Consider the following 17660-nt stretch of genomic DNA (forward strand, 5'->3'; position numbering starts at 1 on the left):
CCTGCCCTCTGTTGGCCATTCCAGGCCCCGGGGCTTGCGCGGAGCGCAAATGTTGCACGATCACCGGCGGCATTGCCATTGATTAGTGCCCGTTGCCGGACGCTTTCATTCAAGGCACGGCGCACCGGGACAGGTGCAGACAGCGCGGGCGAATTGTCTTGGAGACTTTGTGAAAATTTCGTCCAACGCATATCTGGAAACACAATAAACCTGGATAACAAAACGCCCCGAGTTCTTCGGGGCGTTTACAGATGAACGCGACCGTTACTTCTCGGCGCGTTCTTTCAAGGCTTTCAGGGTGTTGAACGGTGCATCGACCACAAACTTGTTGGCGATCATCGACGGCACGCTGCCGCCCGGCTCGGTGTGAACCTGATAGGTCACTTCAACCTGGTCGCCTTTTGGTACGAACTTCCAGAAGCCTTTGACTTGAGCAACCCGCACAAAGCCCTTTTCTTCAGGCAGGTACTTCGGCACGCCTTCCAGATTACGGGTCAGGCTGCCATCGGCGCCTTCAACGGTGGTGACATGCAGGATCGAATCGCGCGGGGTGACCGGCCATGGCGTGTTGAACTGAGTGTAGGTCCAGCTCTGGTCGCCTTCGTGCTTGAGCAGTTTCTGGGTCTTGCATTCGTGAATCCAGGCGCACGCACCGGAAACGTCTTCCTGCAAGGCGCGCAGTTTGGCGATGGTGGTCTTCATCACGGTCACGCCCTGATAAGACTTGTAGTCCGAACCCGGCACTTCGCTCAGGGAGACCTTGATGCCGTCCTCGTTCTTGGCGACTTTCCAGTCTTCAGCCTGGGCGGCCGAGGTGGCCAGCACGGCCGTCAAACCACACAACACAGCGATACGATGCAGCGAACCCATAGTCTTATTCCTTATTGTTGAAGTTCCGTTCGTTTGACACATCACGCCGCCGTCATCTGCTCCCACCAGCCGAGCAGTCTGATCGCGTCTTCCTGGCTGCTGCCGCAGACTTCGGGATCGGCCTTGAATCCTGAACAGACCGCCGGACGTTCCGGTCGACCGAAGATGTTGCACAGGTTATCGACCGACAACTGAACGCAGCGTTCACCGGCAGGTTTGCCATCGGGCATGCCTGGAATCGGCGAACTGATGGAAGGGGCAATGCAGCAGGCGCCACAGCCTTCACGGCATTTCATGACGACGCATTCCTCGCAGCGGGCAATGTGTTAAAGGGACGCGGAACAGGGTAACCGCTTAAACGGCTGTTTTAAATTCCCTGAACCGGGGTTTTTACGCAGAAACGAAAGTGACTGACCAGTCTCCGACAAAGCGTCTGGTCTGCGGGTCACCGATGGGGACGATTTATTGCTTGAACTCGAAATCCAGCGCCGCGCCTTCGACTTCCCGGCGCTCTTCGTTACGCAGCTGCAACTGCATTTCGTTGCTGAGCAAACGGCCGTTGAGCTGGAACCCGCTGTTCTTGTCACCGAACATCTGCGGCAGGATCGGTTCGCGCTTGGGCAGCGTCACTGAGCCGGGCGGCTTCAACTCTTGAACCATGTCTTTGGGAAGACTCAAATCTAGCTTCGCGGACGGCAATGGCGTCTTGGCCACTTCTTTAGCCGACTTCGACTTGGAAGCGACCGGAGCGCGCTTCTTGGCAGTAGCAGCCTTTTTCTGCGGAGCTTTTTTCGCTGGAACGGTTTTCTTGGCCGTGACCGGTTTTTTCGCGGTGGCAGCGGCCGGCGTCTTTTCCTGAGCCGCGGCCGCCATGGCGCCAGGCACATGACCCATCATCAGCAGGCAGAGCACAACCCAGACGGCAGAAAATTTCGCTTTCATGAACCCAACGAAGCTAACGGCAGAGGGCCATATGCTCGCCTGTTGGGCGTCACATGACAAGCTCCGCCATTGTTTCAAAATCCGCCGGCCATCTCCTGGCAGAGCTGTGTCGCCAGCATTCCGAGGGTCATCAGCGCCCGTTCCGCCTCGCGATTCCACGGGATGCCGCAGTTCAACCGGATGCAGTGGTTGAACTGTTCGGTGTTGCTGAAGATCAGGCCCGGCGCAATGCTGATGCCCTGTTGCAGCGCCCGCACGTGCAATTCCTGGGTGTTGACCCTCCCCGGAAGACTGACCCACAGAATGAATCCGCCAGTCGGCCGGGTCATTTGTGTGCCTTCGGGAAAGTACTGCTGAACCGCCAGCTGGAATGCGCTGAGATTTTTTCGGTATTCCTGGCGGATGTACCTTAAATGCCGGTCATAGCCGCCGTTTTCCAGGTACGCCGCGATGGCCATTTGCGTGACGCTGCACGCCGAATGGGTGCTGAAAGTCTGCAAGCGCTGGATTTCCTGCTGGAACTTGCCGGCGATCATCCAGCCGATGCGTACACCGGGCGATAACGTCTTGGAAAAACTCGAGCAGTAGATCACCCGGTCGAGCCGGTCGTAGGCCTTGAGAGACTTGGTGCGGCCCTGCTCGAACATCAACTCGCCATAGATGTCGTCTTCGACGATCTGGATGTCGAAGTCCGAGGCCAGGCGCAGCAGTTGTTTCTGCCGCTCTTCGGGCATGGTGCCGCCGAGTGGATTGCTCAGGCGAGTGGTCAGCACCAGCGCCTTGATCGACCATTGATTGGCCGCCAGTTGCAGGGCTTCGAGGCTCATGCCGGTGGCGGGGTCGCTGGGGATCTCGATGACTTTCAGGCCCAGCAGATCGGCCAGTTGCAGCAACCCGTAATAGGTGGGGGATTCGGCGGCGATCAGGTCGCCGGGGCGGGTCAGCACTCGCAACGACATCTGCAATGCGTCGACACAGCCGTGGGTGATCACCACTTCCGACGGGTCAACCACCACACCTGCATCACGCATGCGAATCGCCACCTGCCGGCGCAGCGGCTCGAAACCCGGGCTGAACATGTAGCTGAACGCCCGAGGGCTGTGAAAGCGGGTGACCTTGGCCAGTTGCTGATGCAGGGCGCGTACCGGCAAGTAATCGACACTCGGCACCGCCGCCCCCAGCGGGAACACGCCTTCACGACGGGACTCGACCAATACTTGTTGAATGATACTGCTGCGGGTGACCAGGCCTGGCCGCTCGACCCGGGCAATGTCCGGCGTGGGCGCCGTCAGTGCGGGAGTCTGGTGGACATAGTAACCGGACTGCGGCCGCGCGCGGATCAGGCCCTGATCCTCGAGGTTCGCGTAAGCCTGCAACACGGTGGCATGGCTGACGTTGAGCTGCGAACTCATCTTGCGCACCGAAGGCACGCGCTCGCCCGGTTGATAGACGCCACGGCGGATATCTTCGGCCAGCTGTTGAGCAATACGTTGGTAGAGCAAGAGATTGGTCATGACGCAGCACTCGATTTCACGGGCGTTTTATTCTTGTGTGAAACAATACCGGAACAGTTTGGAAGTGTACTGGGACAGTTGCCATATTAGTCAACCATACAGTGCTGTGTCGGTTAAATCTGTACTGCTTTGTGAGGTAATCGACAGACGTAAAAAAGCCCGGTGCTGCCTGACAGCCCGGGCTTTCCAGTAACGCCACCCTCAGCGGGCGGCGCCGAGCTGGCCTTTTTCGTCGGAGAACACGATTTCCACTCGACGGTTCTGCGCACGCCCACGCTCGGAAGCGTTGGCGTCCACCGGATATTCGTCGCCGTAGCCTTCGACCTGAATGCGTTTTTCGTCGATGCCCAGGTCCGTCAGCACGTCAGCCACCGACTGCGCGCGATCACGGGACAGCTTGAGGTTTTCCTGCTTGCCGCCGGTGCTGTCGGTGTAGCCCTCGATGCGCACGATGCGTTTCGGGTTGAGTTGCAGGAACTGCACGATCTTCAGCACCACGCGGTTGGCCGAGTTTTTCAGCTCGGCTTCACCGGTATCGAACAGCACGTCACCGAGGGTCATCACCAGACCACGATCGGTCTGGGTGGTGGCCAGCGCGACGATCTGCTCTTCCAGCCATTTGCCCTGCTGTTGCACGCTCAGCAGTTTGGACTCGCGCAAGGCCAGTTGCAGGCGCTGGCGCTCCAGCTCCAGCTTCGCCACACGCTCTTCGTTGAGCACCTGATTGGTGTGCTCACGGGCGATTTCGCTGTAGCGCTGGCTCAGGTAGGCGTAATGCACCACGTCCGAGCCACTGCCCCAGTACGTCGACAGACGATCGGCACGGGCCAGGGACTCACCGGCGCGGATCACGTCTTTCGGCGCGATACGCAGCACGTTGGAATCTTCCTTGACCTTCTGGAAGTCGGTGCTGGCCTGCTGCAATGCGGATTCGCTGTGCTGACCGGCGCAGCCGTAAAGACTGGCGCAACCGGCGAGGATCAGAGTGCCGAGGGCTTTGGACTTCAGGCTCATTGGGCATCCCCCAGTTGCTTGCGCAGTCGGACGATGCGGGTGTTGAGCACGTTCACTTGCTCTTCGCTCTTCTGGGTCAACACTTTGGCTTCCGCCAGACGTGCGTCGAGTTCGGCCTGTTCGAATCGCATCCGCGCATTCTTGTAGGACTCACCCGCCATGCTGCCTTTGGCCCGGTTGAACTTGTCTTCTGCCAGTTTCATTTCCGGCACGTCTTCGGCGGTGGCGCCCACGGCTTTGGCTTGCTCAAGGGCCTGCTCGGTCAGGCGCATTTGTTCGTTGGGTGCCGGATCGCTGGCGCAACCGGCCAGGGCCAGAACGGCCATGGCCGCGAAAAGAAGTCGATTACTCACTAAGAATCCCTACTGTTTTGGGGCGCTGACAGGTGGTTGCGGCGGCTGTTGCTGCTGCGCCTTCCATCGCTCGATGTTGCGTTGCAGCGCGGCTTCCGTCAGGCCGGACGCGGGCAATTCTGTCATCTTTTTGGCCAGCTGTCCGCGCAACCACGGATCGTTGCAGGCCGAGTTGTGCGAAACCGCGAGGAACAGACCGGGCCGGTCGATGGGTTGTTCAAAAGCCAGCAGATCATTGGCCATGCCCAGTGCCTGCGCGGCCGCCATGCCCGAGTAGCGACCGGCGAGTACATATTCCACCTCGCCCAGCAGAAGTTTCTGAAACGCCTGGGTCAGGTTTGCCGTACGGGTCAGGGTCAATTGCTGCTCGGCGAAAGTGCCGAATGCCGGGGTCATTCGAGACTTTTCCGACAAGCCTCCTTGATGGCCCTGGAGATCCTTCGCTTCGCTGTAGACCAGAGTCGACCCCTTGCGGGTCCAAACTAGATAGTCGTTTTCCAGCAACGGCGGGTGTATATAGTCGAGGTTTTCTAGCTCGTTGAAGGTCAGCGGCGCGTCAGCCAGCATGTCCATGCGCCCGCTGCGCACTTCGTCGAGGGCCTGGGAACGCTTGCCGGCGTACAGCAGATCGACTTTGATCCCCAGCTCTTTCGCCACCTGTTGCAACAGGTCGGCGCTGGCACCGATCAGTTGTTTGGGGTTCTGCGGATCCTGCCAGAGATACGGCGGTGCATCCGGGCTGCCGGTGACGACCAGCCGCTCGCATTTGCCCGCCGCCACCGACAGGCCCGGCAACAATGCCAGCCCCAGCAACCACGAGCAGCCCAACCGACGATGCAGATCCATGGCGAAACGCTCCCACTCAAATCCGAGACAAAAAAAAGCCCGACCAAAAGGTCGGGCTCTTTATAAGTGAAGCGGCCGAATTAGACCAGCTTCTCCAGCTCAGGTACGGCTTCGAACAGATCCGCCACCAGGCCGTAATCGGCCACCTGGAAGATCGGCGCTTCTTCGTCCTTGTTGATCGCAACGATCACTTTGGAGTCTTTCATGCCGGCCAGGTGCTGGATCGCGCCGGAAATACCGACGGCGATGTACAGCTGTGGCGCAACGATCTTGCCGGTCTGACCGACCTGCATGTCGTTCGGTACGAAACCTGCGTCGACCGCGGCGCGGGATGCACCCACAGCAGCACCCAGCTTGTCGGCCAGAGCGTACAGGTGTTTGAAGTTGTCGCCGTTCTGCATGCCGCGGCCGCCGGAAACGACGATCTTGGCAGCGGTCAGCTCAGGACGATCGGACTTGGCCAGTTCTTCGCTGACGAAGCTGGAAGTGCCGGCGTTGTGAGCAGCGGCAACGGATTCAACGGCAGCCGAACCACCTTCAGCGGCAACCGGGTCGAAACCGGTGGCACGCACGGTGATCACTTTGATCGCAGCGGTCGATTGCACGGTAGCGATGGCGTTACCGGCGTAGATCGGACGCTTGAAGGTATCAGCGCTTTCTACCGAGATGATCTCGGAGATCTGGTCAACGTCCAGCTGGGCAGCAACGCGCGGCAGGATGTTTTTGCCGTTGGAAGTGGCGGCAGCCAGGATGTGGCTGTAGCCAGCGCCCAGCTCTGCTACCAGAGGAGCAACGTTTTCCGGCAGCTGATGCGCGTAGGCAGCATTGTCAGCGTTCAGGACTTTGCTCACGCCAGCGATTTTCGCGGCGGCTTCAGCCACGGCGCCAGCGCCCTGGCCTGCAACCAGAACGTGGATGTCGCCGCCGATTTTGGCAGCGGCAGCCACGGTGTTCAGGGTGGCCGGAGCCAGCACCTTGTTGTCGTGTTCGGCGATTACCAAGATAGTCATGATCAGATTACCTTCGCTTCGTTTTTCAGTTTCTCGACCAGTTCAGCCACCGACTTGACCTTGATGCCCGCGCTGCGTGCAGCCGGCGCTTCGACTTTCAGGGTCTTGTTGGTGGAGGCGGTGGAAACGCCCAAAGCGTCCGGAGTCAGCGTCTCGAGAGGCTTCTTCTTGGCTTTCATGATGTTTGGCAGGGACGCGTAGCGCGGCTCGTTCAAACGCAGGTCGGTGGTGACGATCGCTGGCAGTTTCAGGGAAACGGTCTGCGCGCCGCCGTCGATTTCGCGGGTCACGGCAACGCTGTCGCCGGAGACTTCGACTTTCGAGGCGAAAGTGCCCTGACCGTAGCCGCTCAGTGCAGCGAGCATCTGGCCGGTCTGGTTGTTGTCGCTGTCGATGGCCTGTTTGCCCAGGATCACCAGCTGAGGCTGTTCCTTGTCGACCACGGCCTTGAGCAGCTTGGCCACGGCCAGGGAAGTCAGGTCTTCAGCGGATTCGACGAGGATGGCGCGGTCGGCACCCAGAGCCAGTGCGGTACGCAGCTGTTCCTGAGCGGTGGACGGGCCGATGGAGACGACGACGATTTCAGTCGCAACGCCTTTTTCTTTCAGGCGTACGGCTTCTTCCACTGCGATTTCGCAGAACGGGTTCATCGACATCTTGACGTTGGCGAGGTCTACGCCGGAATTGTCCGCCTTGACGCGAACCTTGACGTTGTAATCCACAACGCGTTTGACAGCTACAAGAACCTTCATGGATTCCTCGTTACTCTCCGGTGAAAAGAAAGTCGCCTAGGCGAACCTGGCGGTTGATGCTCATCGGGCACAAGGGCACCTCTAAAAACGCCGGCTGAGCGGGATGACCGTTCGTCAGTCGTGACCGACGAGTCATGCCGCTTCGCGGTGTGTAAACTGCGCGCCGAACCTGCGCTGCGCATCACCGGTTACCGCCTACGCCCTGTCTTTAGAGGTGCTCTTGAAACCACCATTCAGCCTACGGCGAGCGCAAAACCGCCCGTATCTTGACCGGAACGCCCATTCTGGTCAATACGCCAAAATGCCCTGTCATAAGCCGCGCTTCTTTGATTTCTCTGGGCTGGAGCCGATTCAAACAAACGTTTGTATTGGACGCTAAGAGTGGTGTAGATATAATGCGCCGCCTAGAGAGAAAGGTGGTTTGCCCATTATTAGCCTTGACGTTAACGTAAAGGCAATAACGGATACGACACCGAACCTCCAAATTAGAAAAAAAACTGTTGAGCCTTGAGTAGGAGATAGCCTGTGGAACGCGAATACATGGAATTCGACGTGGTCATCGTCGGTGCCGGCCCCGCTGGCCTGTCCGCCGCCTGCCGTCTGAAGCAGAAGGCCGCCGAAGCCGGTAAGGAAATCAGCGTCTGCGTGGTCGAAAAAGGCTCCGAAGTCGGCGCGCACATCCTGTCCGGTGCCGTATTCGAACCACGGGCCCTGAACGAACTGTTCCCGGACTGGAAAGAACTCGGCGCTCCGCTGAACACGCCAGTCACCCGCGATGACATTTTCGTGCTGAAAAACGCCGAAAGCGCGCAGAAAATTCCTGACTTCTTTGTGCCCAAGACCATGCACAACGAAGGCAACTACATTATCTCCCTCGGCAACCTGTGCCGCTGGCTCGCTCAGCAGGCCGAAAACCTGGGCGTGGAAATCTACCCGGGCTTCGCCGCTCAGGAAGCGCTGATCGATGAAAACGGCGTGGTACGCGGGATCATCACCGGCGACCTCGGCGTAGACCGCGAAGGTCATCCGAAAGAAGGCCTGTACACCCCAGGCATGGAACTGCGTGGCAAATACACGCTGTTCGCCGAAGGTTGCCGTGGTCACATCGGCAAGCAACTGATCAAGCGCTACAACCTCGACAGTGATGCCGACGCCCAGCACTACGGCATCGGCCTGAAGGAAATCTGGGAAATCGACCCGTCCAAACACCAGCCAGGCCTGGTGGTGCACACCGCCGGTTGGCCGATGGACATCATGGGCACCGAGAACACCGGCGGTTCCTTCCTCTATCACCTGGAAAACAACCAGGTGGTGGTCGGTCTGATCGTCGATCTTTCCTACAGCAACACCTACCTGTCGCCGTTCGACGAATTCCAGCGCCTCAAGCATCACCCGGTACTCAAGCAGTACCTGGAAGGCGGCAAGCGCATCAGCTACGGCGCACGTGCAATCTGCAAAGGTGGCCTGAACTCGCTGCCGAAGATGGTGTTCAAGGGCGGCGCACTGATCGGTTGCGACCTCGGCACCCTGAACTTCGCCAAGATCAAGGGCAGCCACACCGCGATGAAGTCCGGCATGCTCGCCGCTGAATCCGTGGCTGATGCGCTGTTCGCTGAAAAGGACGGCACCGAAGAGCTGACCACTTACGTTGACGCCTTCAAGAAGAGCTGGCTCTACGAAGAACTGTTCGCCAGCCGCAACTTCGGCCCGGCGATCCACAAGTTCGGCGCCATCGTCGGCGGCGGTTTCAACTGGCTGGATCAGAACATCTTCGGCGGCAAACTGCCGTTCACCCTGCACGACACCAAGCCTGACTACGCCTGCCTCAAGCTCGCGGCCGACTGCAAGAAGATCGACTACCCGAAACCCGACGGCAAGATCAGCTTCGACAAGCTGAGCTCGGTGTTCATCTCCGGTACCAACCATGAAGAAGAACAGCCGTGCCACCTGAAACTGACCGACCCGACTATCCCGCTGAGCAAGAACCTGCCGCTGTACGACGAGCCGGCACAGCGTTACTGCCCGGCCGGTGTGTATGAAGTGATCACCAAGGAAGACGGCGAGAAGCGCTTCCAGATCAACGCCCAGAACTGCGTGCACTGCAAGACCTGTGACATCAAGGACCCTTCGCAGAACATCACCTGGGTGACGCCGGAAGGCGCCGGCGGCCCGACCTACCCGAACATGTAAGTCGAATTGCTGAACATCAAGGCTCCCGAAACGGGGGCCTTTTTGTTGCCCGCGATTTGCTGAAGATCAAGCCGCGCGCTCATCCCCCGGACTGCGCTCGAAATAACGTTTGTACTCGCGACTGAACTGCGACGTGCTCTGATACCCCACCCGATGCGCCACCTGCGCCACTCCCAGTCCTTCGGCGATCAACAACGTCTGCGCCTTCAACAAACGTAAACGCTTCAGATACTGCACCGGCGACAGCAACGTGCTGCGTTTGAAATGCTCATGAAAGGTCGAAACGCTCATGTTCGCGCAACTGGCCAGCGTCTCGACGTTCAACGGTTCGGTGTAGTGCGAGTGCAAATGGCTGATCGAAGCCGCCACCCGGGCAAACTGACCCTGCTGCTCCACCAATGCCCGCAGCACATCGGCCTGGGGACCGCGCAAGGCTACGAACAACAACTCCCGCACCCGCGCCGGCCCGAGAATCTGGCACTCCAGCGGATCGTGCAGACAGCGCAGCAAGCGTTCGACGCAACCGCGCATGTCATCGTCGAGCACCACCGAAGTCATCGACTCCGGTGTCTGCGCCGGAATATGCCGCCCCGGCGCCAGCCCCATGGCCAGCACCAGTTCACCGAGCAGCACCCGGTCGATCGCCACCGACACGCCGAGCAACGGCGCGTCCGGCAACGCGTAGGTCTCGCACTCGAACGGCACCGGCAACGCCTGAATCAGGTAATGCCCGGCGCCGTACTCCATGGTGCGCGGCCCCAGATACGCCAGTTTGCTGCCTTGGGCGATGATCATCAGGCTCGGTTCATAAATGTGCGGACCACGGGCGACATCGCAACTGGCGCGCAACACCTGCACGCCCGGCAGCCCGGTCTGGCTGTAACCATCGCGCAGCGCCAGCGGTTCGATCAGCGAAACCAGGGTGGCGTTGGCATCAAGGTGACGGGTCAATTGCATCGGGTAGCTCTTCAGAAAAAATCACGAAAAAAGGGATGAAAGCATCATCGCAGATCCTTTTGCCAATGCGACCGATCAACCCCGCATGCCGGAGGATTAGGCATGACACCCGGAGGAATCGCCATGGCCGGACGACCGGACGGCGCCCAGAATGCGCCGCCTCACTTGTCACTGCTTTTGCGAGGTTTCACATGTACACCGCCATCGGCTATGCCGCTCAAACGGCCACCACGCCCCTCGCCCCGATGAAGTTCGAACGCCGCAGCCCACGGGCCGACGACGTCGCCATCGAAATTCTGTACTGCGGCGTCTGCCACTCCGACATCCACCAGGCGCGCAACGAATGGGGCATCGCCGTTTACCCGTTGATGCCCGGCCACGAGATCGTCGGAAAAGTCACCGCCGTCGGTGCGAATGTCACCAAGCACAAGGTCGGCGATCTGGTCGGCGTCGGCTGCATGGTCGACTCCTGCCGCACCTGCGAAGCCTGCCAGTCGAACCTCGAGCAATACTGCCTCGAAGGCCCGACCATGACCTACGCCACTCCGGACCGGGTCGATGGCAGCAACACCATGGGCGGTTATTCGGACAGCATCGTGGTCAGCGAGCACTTCGTGGTGCGCATTCCAGAGAAGCTGGATCTGGCGGCTGCCGCACCGATTCTCTGCGCTGGCATCACCACTTACTCGCCGCTCAAGCACTACGGCGTGAAGGCCGGCGACAAGGTCGGGATTCTGGGCATGGGCGGCCTCGGCCACATGGGCATCAAGTTCGCCAAGGCCATGGGCGCTGAAGTGACGTTGTTCACCCGCTCGGCGAGCAAGGCCGAGGAAGGTCGTCGTCAGGGCGCCGATCATGTGATCGTGTCCACCGACGAAGAGCAGATGAAAGCTGCAGCCGGTCGTTTCGACTTCCTGCTGGACACCATTCCGGTGCAGCACGATCTCAACCCGTACCTCGACACCCTGCGCTTCGACGGCGTGCACATTCTGGTGGGCCTGATCGAACCGATCGATCCGCCGGTTCACGCCGCGAAACTGGTGCTGGGTCGTCGCGTATTGGCCGGTTCGTTGATCGGTGGCGTCGCTGAAACCCAGGAAGTGCTGGATTTCTGCGCCGAGCACAACATCAGCTGCGACATCGAAATGCTCGACATCCGCCAGATCAACGAAGCCTACGCCCGCATGATCGCCGGCGACGTGAAGTATCGTTTCGTCATCGACATGGCGACTCTGAAGCTCTGATTCCTCAGACCTTCAAGCCTAGCTCCGCCGAGAGCCGGGCTGTGACCCCTTTGATCAGGGGAATCAGCTCGGCCATTTTTTCCAGCGGCATGTACGGCACGGTGCTGGCGATGCTGATCGCCGCGACGATGCGCTTGCTCGCGTCGCGGATCGGCGCCGCCACGCAACGGATCGACGGCTCGTTGTCTTCCAGATCGAACGCGTAGCCGCCGGCCACGTATTCGGTCATCCGCTGCTCCAGCTGCTCCCACGACTGCTGGGGATGCTGCGGCCAGAACTGACTTTTCCCACCCGCCGGCAGACTGATGTCGTACAGACGCTGCCAGTCCTGCGGCGCGTCATCCAGCATCAAGGCCTTGCCGATCCCGGTCCGCGCCAACGGCATGCGATGGCCGACCCGCGAGCGCATTTCCGGGCCGTTGCGTCCCGGATTCTTCAGCAAATAAAGCACCTCGTCGCCTTCGCGAATCCCCAAGTGAACGGTGTCGCCGGTCAGCGCCGACAACTCGTCCAGATACGGACCGGCCAGGGTCACCAGCGGCAACTCTTCGCGCGCCTGGAAACCCAGTTCGATCAGCTTCGGCCCCAGCAGATAACCGACTTGCGGCACGACGCGCAGGTAGCGCTCGTCCACCAGACAACTGGCCAGACGATGAGTGGTACTGCGCGTGGTACCGATCAGGCGGGCAATCTCTTTGAGATCGCGGGCGCCACTGGCGACGGCCTGCACCACACCCAACCCGCGAAGCAGGGTCTGGGTGCCGGTCGGCGCGGCGTCCTTGGCGGTTTTTGGGGCGTCTTCCTGCATATCCAGCCTTTAGCGTTGAGCGAGGGAACGGGCGGCATTATGGTCGCCCGGCATGGCCGACTACAACTCGATGCGCTCGACCTTGCCCACCAGCAGCACGTAGGACAAAGCACCAATCAATGCCAGAACCGCGATGTAGGTGATCGCCGGTGCGAACGAATCGCCGCTGGCCAGGAAGCCGATGACAATCGGCGTGGCAATCGCCGACAGGTTGCCGATGAAGTTGAACACCCCGCCGGTCAAGCCCAGTAACCGCGCCGGCGCCAGTGTCGAGACCAGAGACCAGGTGATCGACGCCAGCCCATTGCCGAAAAACGCCAGCGCCAAAAAGGCAATCACCAACGGCGTCGATTCGACGAAGTTGGCGCCGATGATCGAGGTGGAAATCAGCAGCCCGCCAATGATCGGCAGCTTGCGTGCAAACCCGACGGTGCAGCCGCGACGGATCAGGAAGTCGGAGAAGAACCCGGAGCACAGCACGCCGATGAACGCGGCGAGAAACGGCAGCGACGCCAGCAGGCCGGACTTGATGAAGTCCATTCCGCGATACTTCACCAGGTAGGTCGGGAACCAGGTCAGGAAAAACCACAGCGTCGAATTCAGGCAGAACTGGCCGAGGTAGATCCCCCACAACTTGCGTTTGCTCAGGACGATGCCGAGATCGGTCCAGCTGAATTTCGCCCTCACCTTGGCGGTTTCGGCGGCGATATCCACCAGCCCGCCGCCCTCGCGGATCAGATCGATTTCGCCTTGGTTGGCGCCTTTGAAATCACGCGGTTCGCGATACACCGCGTACCAGATCGCCGCCCAGACAATGCCCACCGCGCCGGTCGCGACAAACACCATGTGCCAGCCAAACTCATGTTGCAGCCACGCCAGCACCGGGGTCAGAAACGCCAGCCCGACAAACTGCCCGGAGGTATAGAAGCCGATGGCCGTGGCCCGCTCACGCTCGGGAAACCAGGTCGTCACCACGCGGCTGTTGATCGGATACGCCGGTGCTTCCAGCGCACCGACCGCCATGCGCAGCACGAACAGGGCGATGAAACTGGCGGCGAAACCGAGCATCACCGTGGCCAGCGACCACAACAGCAGCGCAACGCTGTACAGGATGCGCGGTGGCACCCGATCCACCAGCCAGCCGCCGGGGATCTGCATGGCGGCGTAGGTCCAGCCGAAGGCGGAAAAGATCAGCCCGACGTGCACCGGGTCGATGCCCAGATCCGTCGTCAGTGCCGGGGCGGCAATCGACAGGTTGCTGCGGTCGAGGTAGTTGATGACCACGGTGATGAACAGCAACACCATGATGAAAAATCGCTTGCGGCTGGGCGTGACTAACGTCGCTTGCCCGGTGAGGGTTTGCGGTTGCATGGGGAGCGCCTCTTCTTATGTTTATTGAGGTCGGGGGTTGTTGGCGAGATCGTTCCCACGCTCCGCGTGGGAATGCAGCCCGGGACGCTCTGCGTCCCAAGAGCGGACGCAGAACGTCCATTGAGGCATTCCCACGCGGGCGGTTCGACGCCTCGACGTGGGAACGATCTCTTAGAAGGAAATCAGCGACTCACCACTCGGCAAAACTGCCATCGGCATGACGCCAGATCGGGTTGCGCCAGCGGTGGCCGACCGCCGCGCGTTCGATCACGTATTCCTCGTTGATCTCGATGCCCAGGCCCGGGCCGTTCGGGATTTTCACGAAGCCTTTGTCGTAGTCGAACACCCGCGGATCCTTCACATAATCGAGCAGGTCATTGCTCTCGTTGTAATGGATGCCCAGGCTCTGCTCCTGGATAAACGCGTTGTAACAAGCGGCGTCCAGTTGCAGACACGCGGCCAGCGCAATCGGCCCCAGCGGGCAGTGCAGTGCCAGCGCCACGTCGTAGGCTTCAGCCATGTTGGCGATCTTGCGGGTCTCGGTGATGCCGCCGGCGTGGGAGGCATCCGGCTGGATGATGTCGACGTAACCTTCGCTCAACACCCGTTTAAAGTCCCACCGCGAAAACAGCCGCTCGCCGAGGGCAATCGGGGTGCTGGTCAGCGGTGCCAGTTCTTTCAGCGCTTCGTAGTTTTCGCTGAGCACCGGCTCTTCGATGAACATCAGTTTGTACGGGTCGAGTTCCTTCATCAGCACCTTGGCCATGGGTTTGTGCACCCGGCCATGGAAGTCGACGCCGATGCCGACGTTCGGCCCGACCGCATCACGTACGGCGGCAACGTTGGCAAGCGCCAGATCGACTTTTTCGAAGGTATCGAGAAATTGCAGCTCTTCGGTGCCGTTCATTTTCACCGCTGTGAAACCACGGCCCACCGCCTCTTTCGCAGCTCGCGCGGTGTCCGCCGGACGGTCGCCGCCGATCCACGAATACACTCGGATCTTGTCCCGCACCTGGCCGCCGAGCAGGTCGCTGACCGACACGCCCAGCGCCTTGCCCTTGATGTCCCACAGCGCCTGATCGATGCCGGCCAGTGCGCTCATGTGGATTGCGCCGCCGCGGTAGAAGCCGCCGCGATACAGCACAGTCCAGATGTCTTCGATATTGCGTGGGTCTTTGCCGATCAGGTAGTCGGACAATTCCTCAACCGCTGCGGCAACCGTGTGGGCCCGACCCTCGACCACGGGCTCGCCCCAACCGGTCACGCCCTCGTCGGTTTCGACTTTCAGGAAGCACCAGCGCGGCGGGACGATGAAGGTGGTGAGTTTGATGATTTTCATCTGCTTGTCTCTCTTGTTAGATGCAGCGCACGCAGCGCCGGAAAAGTCTTAGCGAAGGGCTTTCCAGGCCGCCACGTAGGCCTTGGCATTGACCGCCACTTGCTCAGTCGTCAGGCCCGGTTTGAACAGCCCGGACCCGAGGCCGAAGCCTTTGACGCCGGCGTCGATGAACGCCTGCATGTTGTCCGGCGTGATGCCGCCGACCGGCGCCAGAATCGTCCCGACCGGCAACACCGCCAGCCAGGCTTTCACCACCGCCGGGCCCATCTGTTCGGCCGGGAACAGCTTGAGAATGTCCGCGCCCTCCTCCAGTGCCGCGAAGGCTTCGGTCGGTGTGGCGACGCCCGGCGACAGGTACAGCCCCGCCGCTTTCGCTGCCCGCAACACCTTGGCATCGCTATGAGGCATGACGATCACCTGGCCGCCGGCCTCCTTTACCAATTCCACTTGTTCCGGGGTCAGCACCGTGCCGGCACCAATCAGGCAATCGGCGGGCAAAGTCTTACGCAGGATGCGAATACTTTCGTACGGTGCAGGGGAATTGAGCGGTACTTCAATGACGCGAAATCCGGCCGCATACAGGACTTCTCCGACAGCGGCCGCTTCCTGCGGATGCAGGCCGCGTAGGATCGCGATCAGACCGTTTTGCGCCAGTGCTTGCTTGAGCATGTCAGGCCTCCAGTCAGGGTTAACGGGATGAGGAATCGATCAGTCCGGCGGCGAGCGCCAGTTGCCACAGACCACGTTCGGTGGCTTGCTCGGCCAGGGTCACCCGGGCGAAACCGCAGGCGTCGAGGGCACGGCTGTAACGGGCGCACAACTGCGCGTTGCCGATGAGGATGATCGAAGGAAGATGTGTGCTGTTGCGCCGACGTCGTTGCACGGCGGCCAGCGCCGTCAGTTCATGGCCGATCAGCAGGCCGGACAGATAGTCCGGTTGCGCGGTGGCGCCGAGTTCACCGGTCAGGCCCAGGCTGCGGGCGCTGAACAGGGTCGACAGCACGCCGATTTCGCCTTCTGCCGACAACGCCACCTGCACGCCGCGATCAAACGCCTCGGCATCGAACGTCGCGCTGTGCTGTTGGGTACGGCCGAGAATGCTGTGTTCGCTGAGTACGGCGAACACTTCGCCGGTCATGAAGGTGTCGAAACGGGTGATGCAGCCGTCGGCCACTTCCACCCATTTCGAATGACTGCCCGGCAGGCCGATCAGCAGATCATTGCCCGCCTCGACCGGCAGATTCTGCAGGACGCCGAGTACCTGGGTTTCTTCGCCGCGCATCACGTTCGGCAGCGTCGAGCGCTGAATCACACCCGGCACGATGTGCACATCAACACCGCGAAGACTGCGAACGGTTTGCAGGGATTTTCCGAGATCGGCCACGTTGGCCGGCGTATCGCGGTAGGACGCTTCGCGCCAGCCCTGGGCGCTGCCGACCATGCCGCAGGCAATCACCGGCAAGTCGGGCTGCGCGTCGAGCCAGTCGCCACAGGCCTCGTCGAACGCCAGTTCAAAACCGTCGGAGCATTCACGACCGTTGATGACCCGCGGCGTCTTCGGCAACTGCATGATCCCGAACGACAGCGACCGCTGCGCCAGCACCTGCCCGCCCGCCGCGAGTTTGTAAGCACGTAGTGAGGTCGTCCCCCAATCGAGCGCGATCAATTGCGCCAGCATCGCTTCACCTGTTTTGTTATTGGCAGTGAGTGAGCTGGACTATAGACCCGGGCACAACAAAATCTCAATATATAAATATCATTCCCACATTATGGGACGCTGGCAAAAAAATATCGCAGGCAGAAACAGTGCCTTCAGAGAAATTCAACTTCCCTGCAGGAGCCGTCTCGGGCTGCGATATTCCTGGCGCGGCTCAGTTGCCCTCGGCAAACTCGCGCAACACCTTGCCATCCATGCGGTAACGCACCCACTCTTCCTGCGGCTGGGCACCAAGGGATTTGTAGAACTCGATGGCTGGAGTGTTCCAGTCCAGCACGCTCCATTCGAAGCGGCCACAGTCGTTGGCGCAGGCGATTTTCGCGAGGTGACGCAGCAGGGTTTTGCCAGCGCCGCCGCCTCGTTGTTCGGGGGTGATGTAGAGGTCTTCGAGGTACAGGCAGTTGCTGCCCAGCCAGGTCGAATAGCTGAAGAAGAACACCGCAAAACCGATCGGTACGCCGTCGCGCAGGCAGATCAGACCGTGGGCGGTGGCGCCTTCGCTGAACAGGCTGCGCTCGATGTCGGCAACGCTGGCGATGACTTCGTGACGGGCCTTTTCGAAGTCTGCCAATTCGGTGATGAACGCGAGGATTTGCGGTGCATCGCTGGGGGTCGCCGGGCGGATTTCGATCGTCATGGACGGGCCTTGTCGGAAAAAGGAAAACGCCATACTAAGGCGGCGCGCGGCGCTCGTCACATGGCAATCCACGGATTAGGCTAGCGCGGCCGATGA

18 protein-coding genes are annotated in these 17660 nt (G+C 60.5%); 2 read left to right on the forward strand and 16 right to left on the reverse strand.

Annotated elements, in window-relative coordinates; all coding sequences use genetic code 11:
- Positions 1-264: 264 nt before the first annotated feature.
- The 9 genes from LOY31_RS21140 to LOY31_RS21180 form a co-directional block, all read right to left on the reverse strand.
- Entirely contained in the window at positions 265-870 is a 606-nt protein-coding gene (locus LOY31_RS21140; RefSeq protein ID WP_007950871.1) for an START domain-containing protein, read from the reverse strand.
- A 41-nt stretch (positions 871-911) separates the two neighbouring features.
- A complete protein-coding gene (locus LOY31_RS21145; protein ID WP_007950870.1) occupies positions 912-1166 on the reverse strand; it encodes a YkgJ family cysteine cluster protein in 255 nt (84 codons plus the stop codon).
- A gap of 166 nt (positions 1167-1332) precedes the next feature.
- Positions 1333-1812 carry a translation initiation factor 2 gene (locus LOY31_RS21150; RefSeq protein WP_258713626.1) on the reverse strand — a complete coding sequence of 160 codons (480 nt, stop codon included), beginning with the start codon at positions 1810-1812 and terminating at the stop codon, positions 1333-1335.
- Between the two features lie 74 nt (positions 1813-1886).
- Complete coding sequence (locus tag LOY31_RS21155) at positions 1887-3326, reverse strand: PLP-dependent aminotransferase family protein (RefSeq protein ID WP_258712174.1); 1440 nt, start codon at positions 3324-3326, stop codon at positions 1887-1889.
- Positions 3327-3527: 201 nt separating this feature from the next.
- Positions 3528-4340, reverse strand: coding sequence for an OmpA family protein (locus tag LOY31_RS21160; protein WP_007950867.1), 813 nt, complete (start codon positions 4338-4340; stop codon positions 3528-3530).
- Complete coding sequence (locus LOY31_RS21165; RefSeq protein ID WP_170929392.1) at positions 4337-4693, reverse strand: DUF4398 domain-containing protein; 357 nt, start codon at positions 4691-4693, stop codon at positions 4337-4339. Before LOY31_RS21165 ends, LOY31_RS21160 begins: the two co-directional genes overlap by 4 nt.
- A 9-nt stretch (positions 4694-4702) precedes the next feature.
- Entirely contained in the window at positions 4703-5539 is an 837-nt protein-coding gene (locus tag LOY31_RS21170; protein ID WP_085607278.1) for an ABC transporter substrate-binding protein, read from the reverse strand.
- An 80-nt stretch (positions 5540-5619) separates the two neighbouring features.
- Positions 5620-6549: an electron transfer flavoprotein subunit alpha/FixB family protein gene (locus LOY31_RS21175; protein ID WP_007950863.1), complete on the reverse strand. Its 930-nt coding sequence runs from the start codon at positions 6547-6549 to the stop codon at positions 5620-5622.
- A 2-nt stretch (positions 6550-6551) separates the two neighbouring features.
- Entirely contained in the window at positions 6552-7301 is a 750-nt protein-coding gene (locus LOY31_RS21180) for an electron transfer flavoprotein subunit beta/FixA family protein (protein WP_007950859.1), read from the reverse strand.
- 525 nt (positions 7302-7826) lie between these two features.
- Here LOY31_RS21180 and LOY31_RS21185 point away from each other — a divergent pair.
- A complete protein-coding gene (locus LOY31_RS21185) occupies positions 7827-9491 on the forward strand; it encodes an electron transfer flavoprotein-ubiquinone oxidoreductase (protein ID WP_085607280.1) in 1665 nt (554 codons plus the stop codon).
- 66 nt (positions 9492-9557) lie between these two features.
- Here LOY31_RS21185 and LOY31_RS21190 read toward each other — a convergent pair whose 3' ends face one another.
- Positions 9558-10448 carry an AraC family transcriptional regulator gene (locus LOY31_RS21190; protein WP_007950856.1) on the reverse strand — a complete coding sequence of 297 codons (891 nt, stop codon included), beginning with the start codon at positions 10446-10448 and terminating at the stop codon, positions 9558-9560.
- A 191-nt stretch (positions 10449-10639) separates the two neighbouring features.
- On the opposite strand from LOY31_RS21190, the gene LOY31_RS21195 reads away from it, so the two are divergent.
- Entirely contained in the window at positions 10640-11692 is a 1053-nt protein-coding gene (locus tag LOY31_RS21195) for an NAD(P)-dependent alcohol dehydrogenase (RefSeq protein ID WP_011335405.1), read from the forward strand.
- 4 nt (positions 11693-11696) lie between these two features.
- On the opposite strand, the gene LOY31_RS21200 is transcribed toward LOY31_RS21195, so the two are convergent.
- The 6 genes from LOY31_RS21200 to LOY31_RS21225 all read right to left on the reverse strand — a co-directional run bounded on the left by LOY31_RS21200 (position 11697) and on the right by LOY31_RS21225 (position 17564).
- Positions 11697-12500 (reverse strand): IclR family transcriptional regulator, encoded by an 804-nt coding sequence (locus LOY31_RS21200; RefSeq protein ID WP_007950852.1) that lies wholly within the window; start codon positions 12498-12500, stop codon positions 11697-11699.
- Between the two features lie 60 nt (positions 12501-12560).
- On the reverse strand, positions 12561-13871 hold the full coding sequence (locus LOY31_RS21205) for an MFS transporter (protein ID WP_085607282.1): 1311 nt from the start codon (positions 13869-13871) through the stop codon (positions 12561-12563).
- A 190-nt stretch (positions 13872-14061) separates the two neighbouring features.
- Positions 14062-15210, reverse strand: coding sequence for a galactonate dehydratase (dgoD, locus tag LOY31_RS21210; protein WP_085607284.1), 1149 nt, complete (start codon positions 15208-15210; stop codon positions 14062-14064).
- Between the two features lie 48 nt (positions 15211-15258).
- Positions 15259-15879, reverse strand: coding sequence for a 2-dehydro-3-deoxy-6-phosphogalactonate aldolase (locus LOY31_RS21215; RefSeq protein ID WP_085607286.1), 621 nt, complete (start codon positions 15877-15879; stop codon positions 15259-15261).
- 19 nt (positions 15880-15898) lie between these two features.
- Complete coding sequence (locus LOY31_RS21220) at positions 15899-16888, reverse strand: 2-dehydro-3-deoxygalactonokinase (RefSeq protein WP_085607288.1); 990 nt, start codon at positions 16886-16888, stop codon at positions 15899-15901.
- Between the two features lie 193 nt (positions 16889-17081).
- Complete coding sequence (locus LOY31_RS21225) at positions 17082-17564, reverse strand: GNAT family N-acetyltransferase (RefSeq protein ID WP_007950842.1); 483 nt, start codon at positions 17562-17564, stop codon at positions 17082-17084.
- Positions 17565-17660: the final 96 nt, after the last annotated feature.

This window comes from Pseudomonas sp. B21-021 (genome assembly GCF_024749205.1).
Classification (GTDB): domain Bacteria; phylum Pseudomonadota; class Gammaproteobacteria; order Pseudomonadales; family Pseudomonadaceae; genus Aquipseudomonas; species Aquipseudomonas paraglycinae.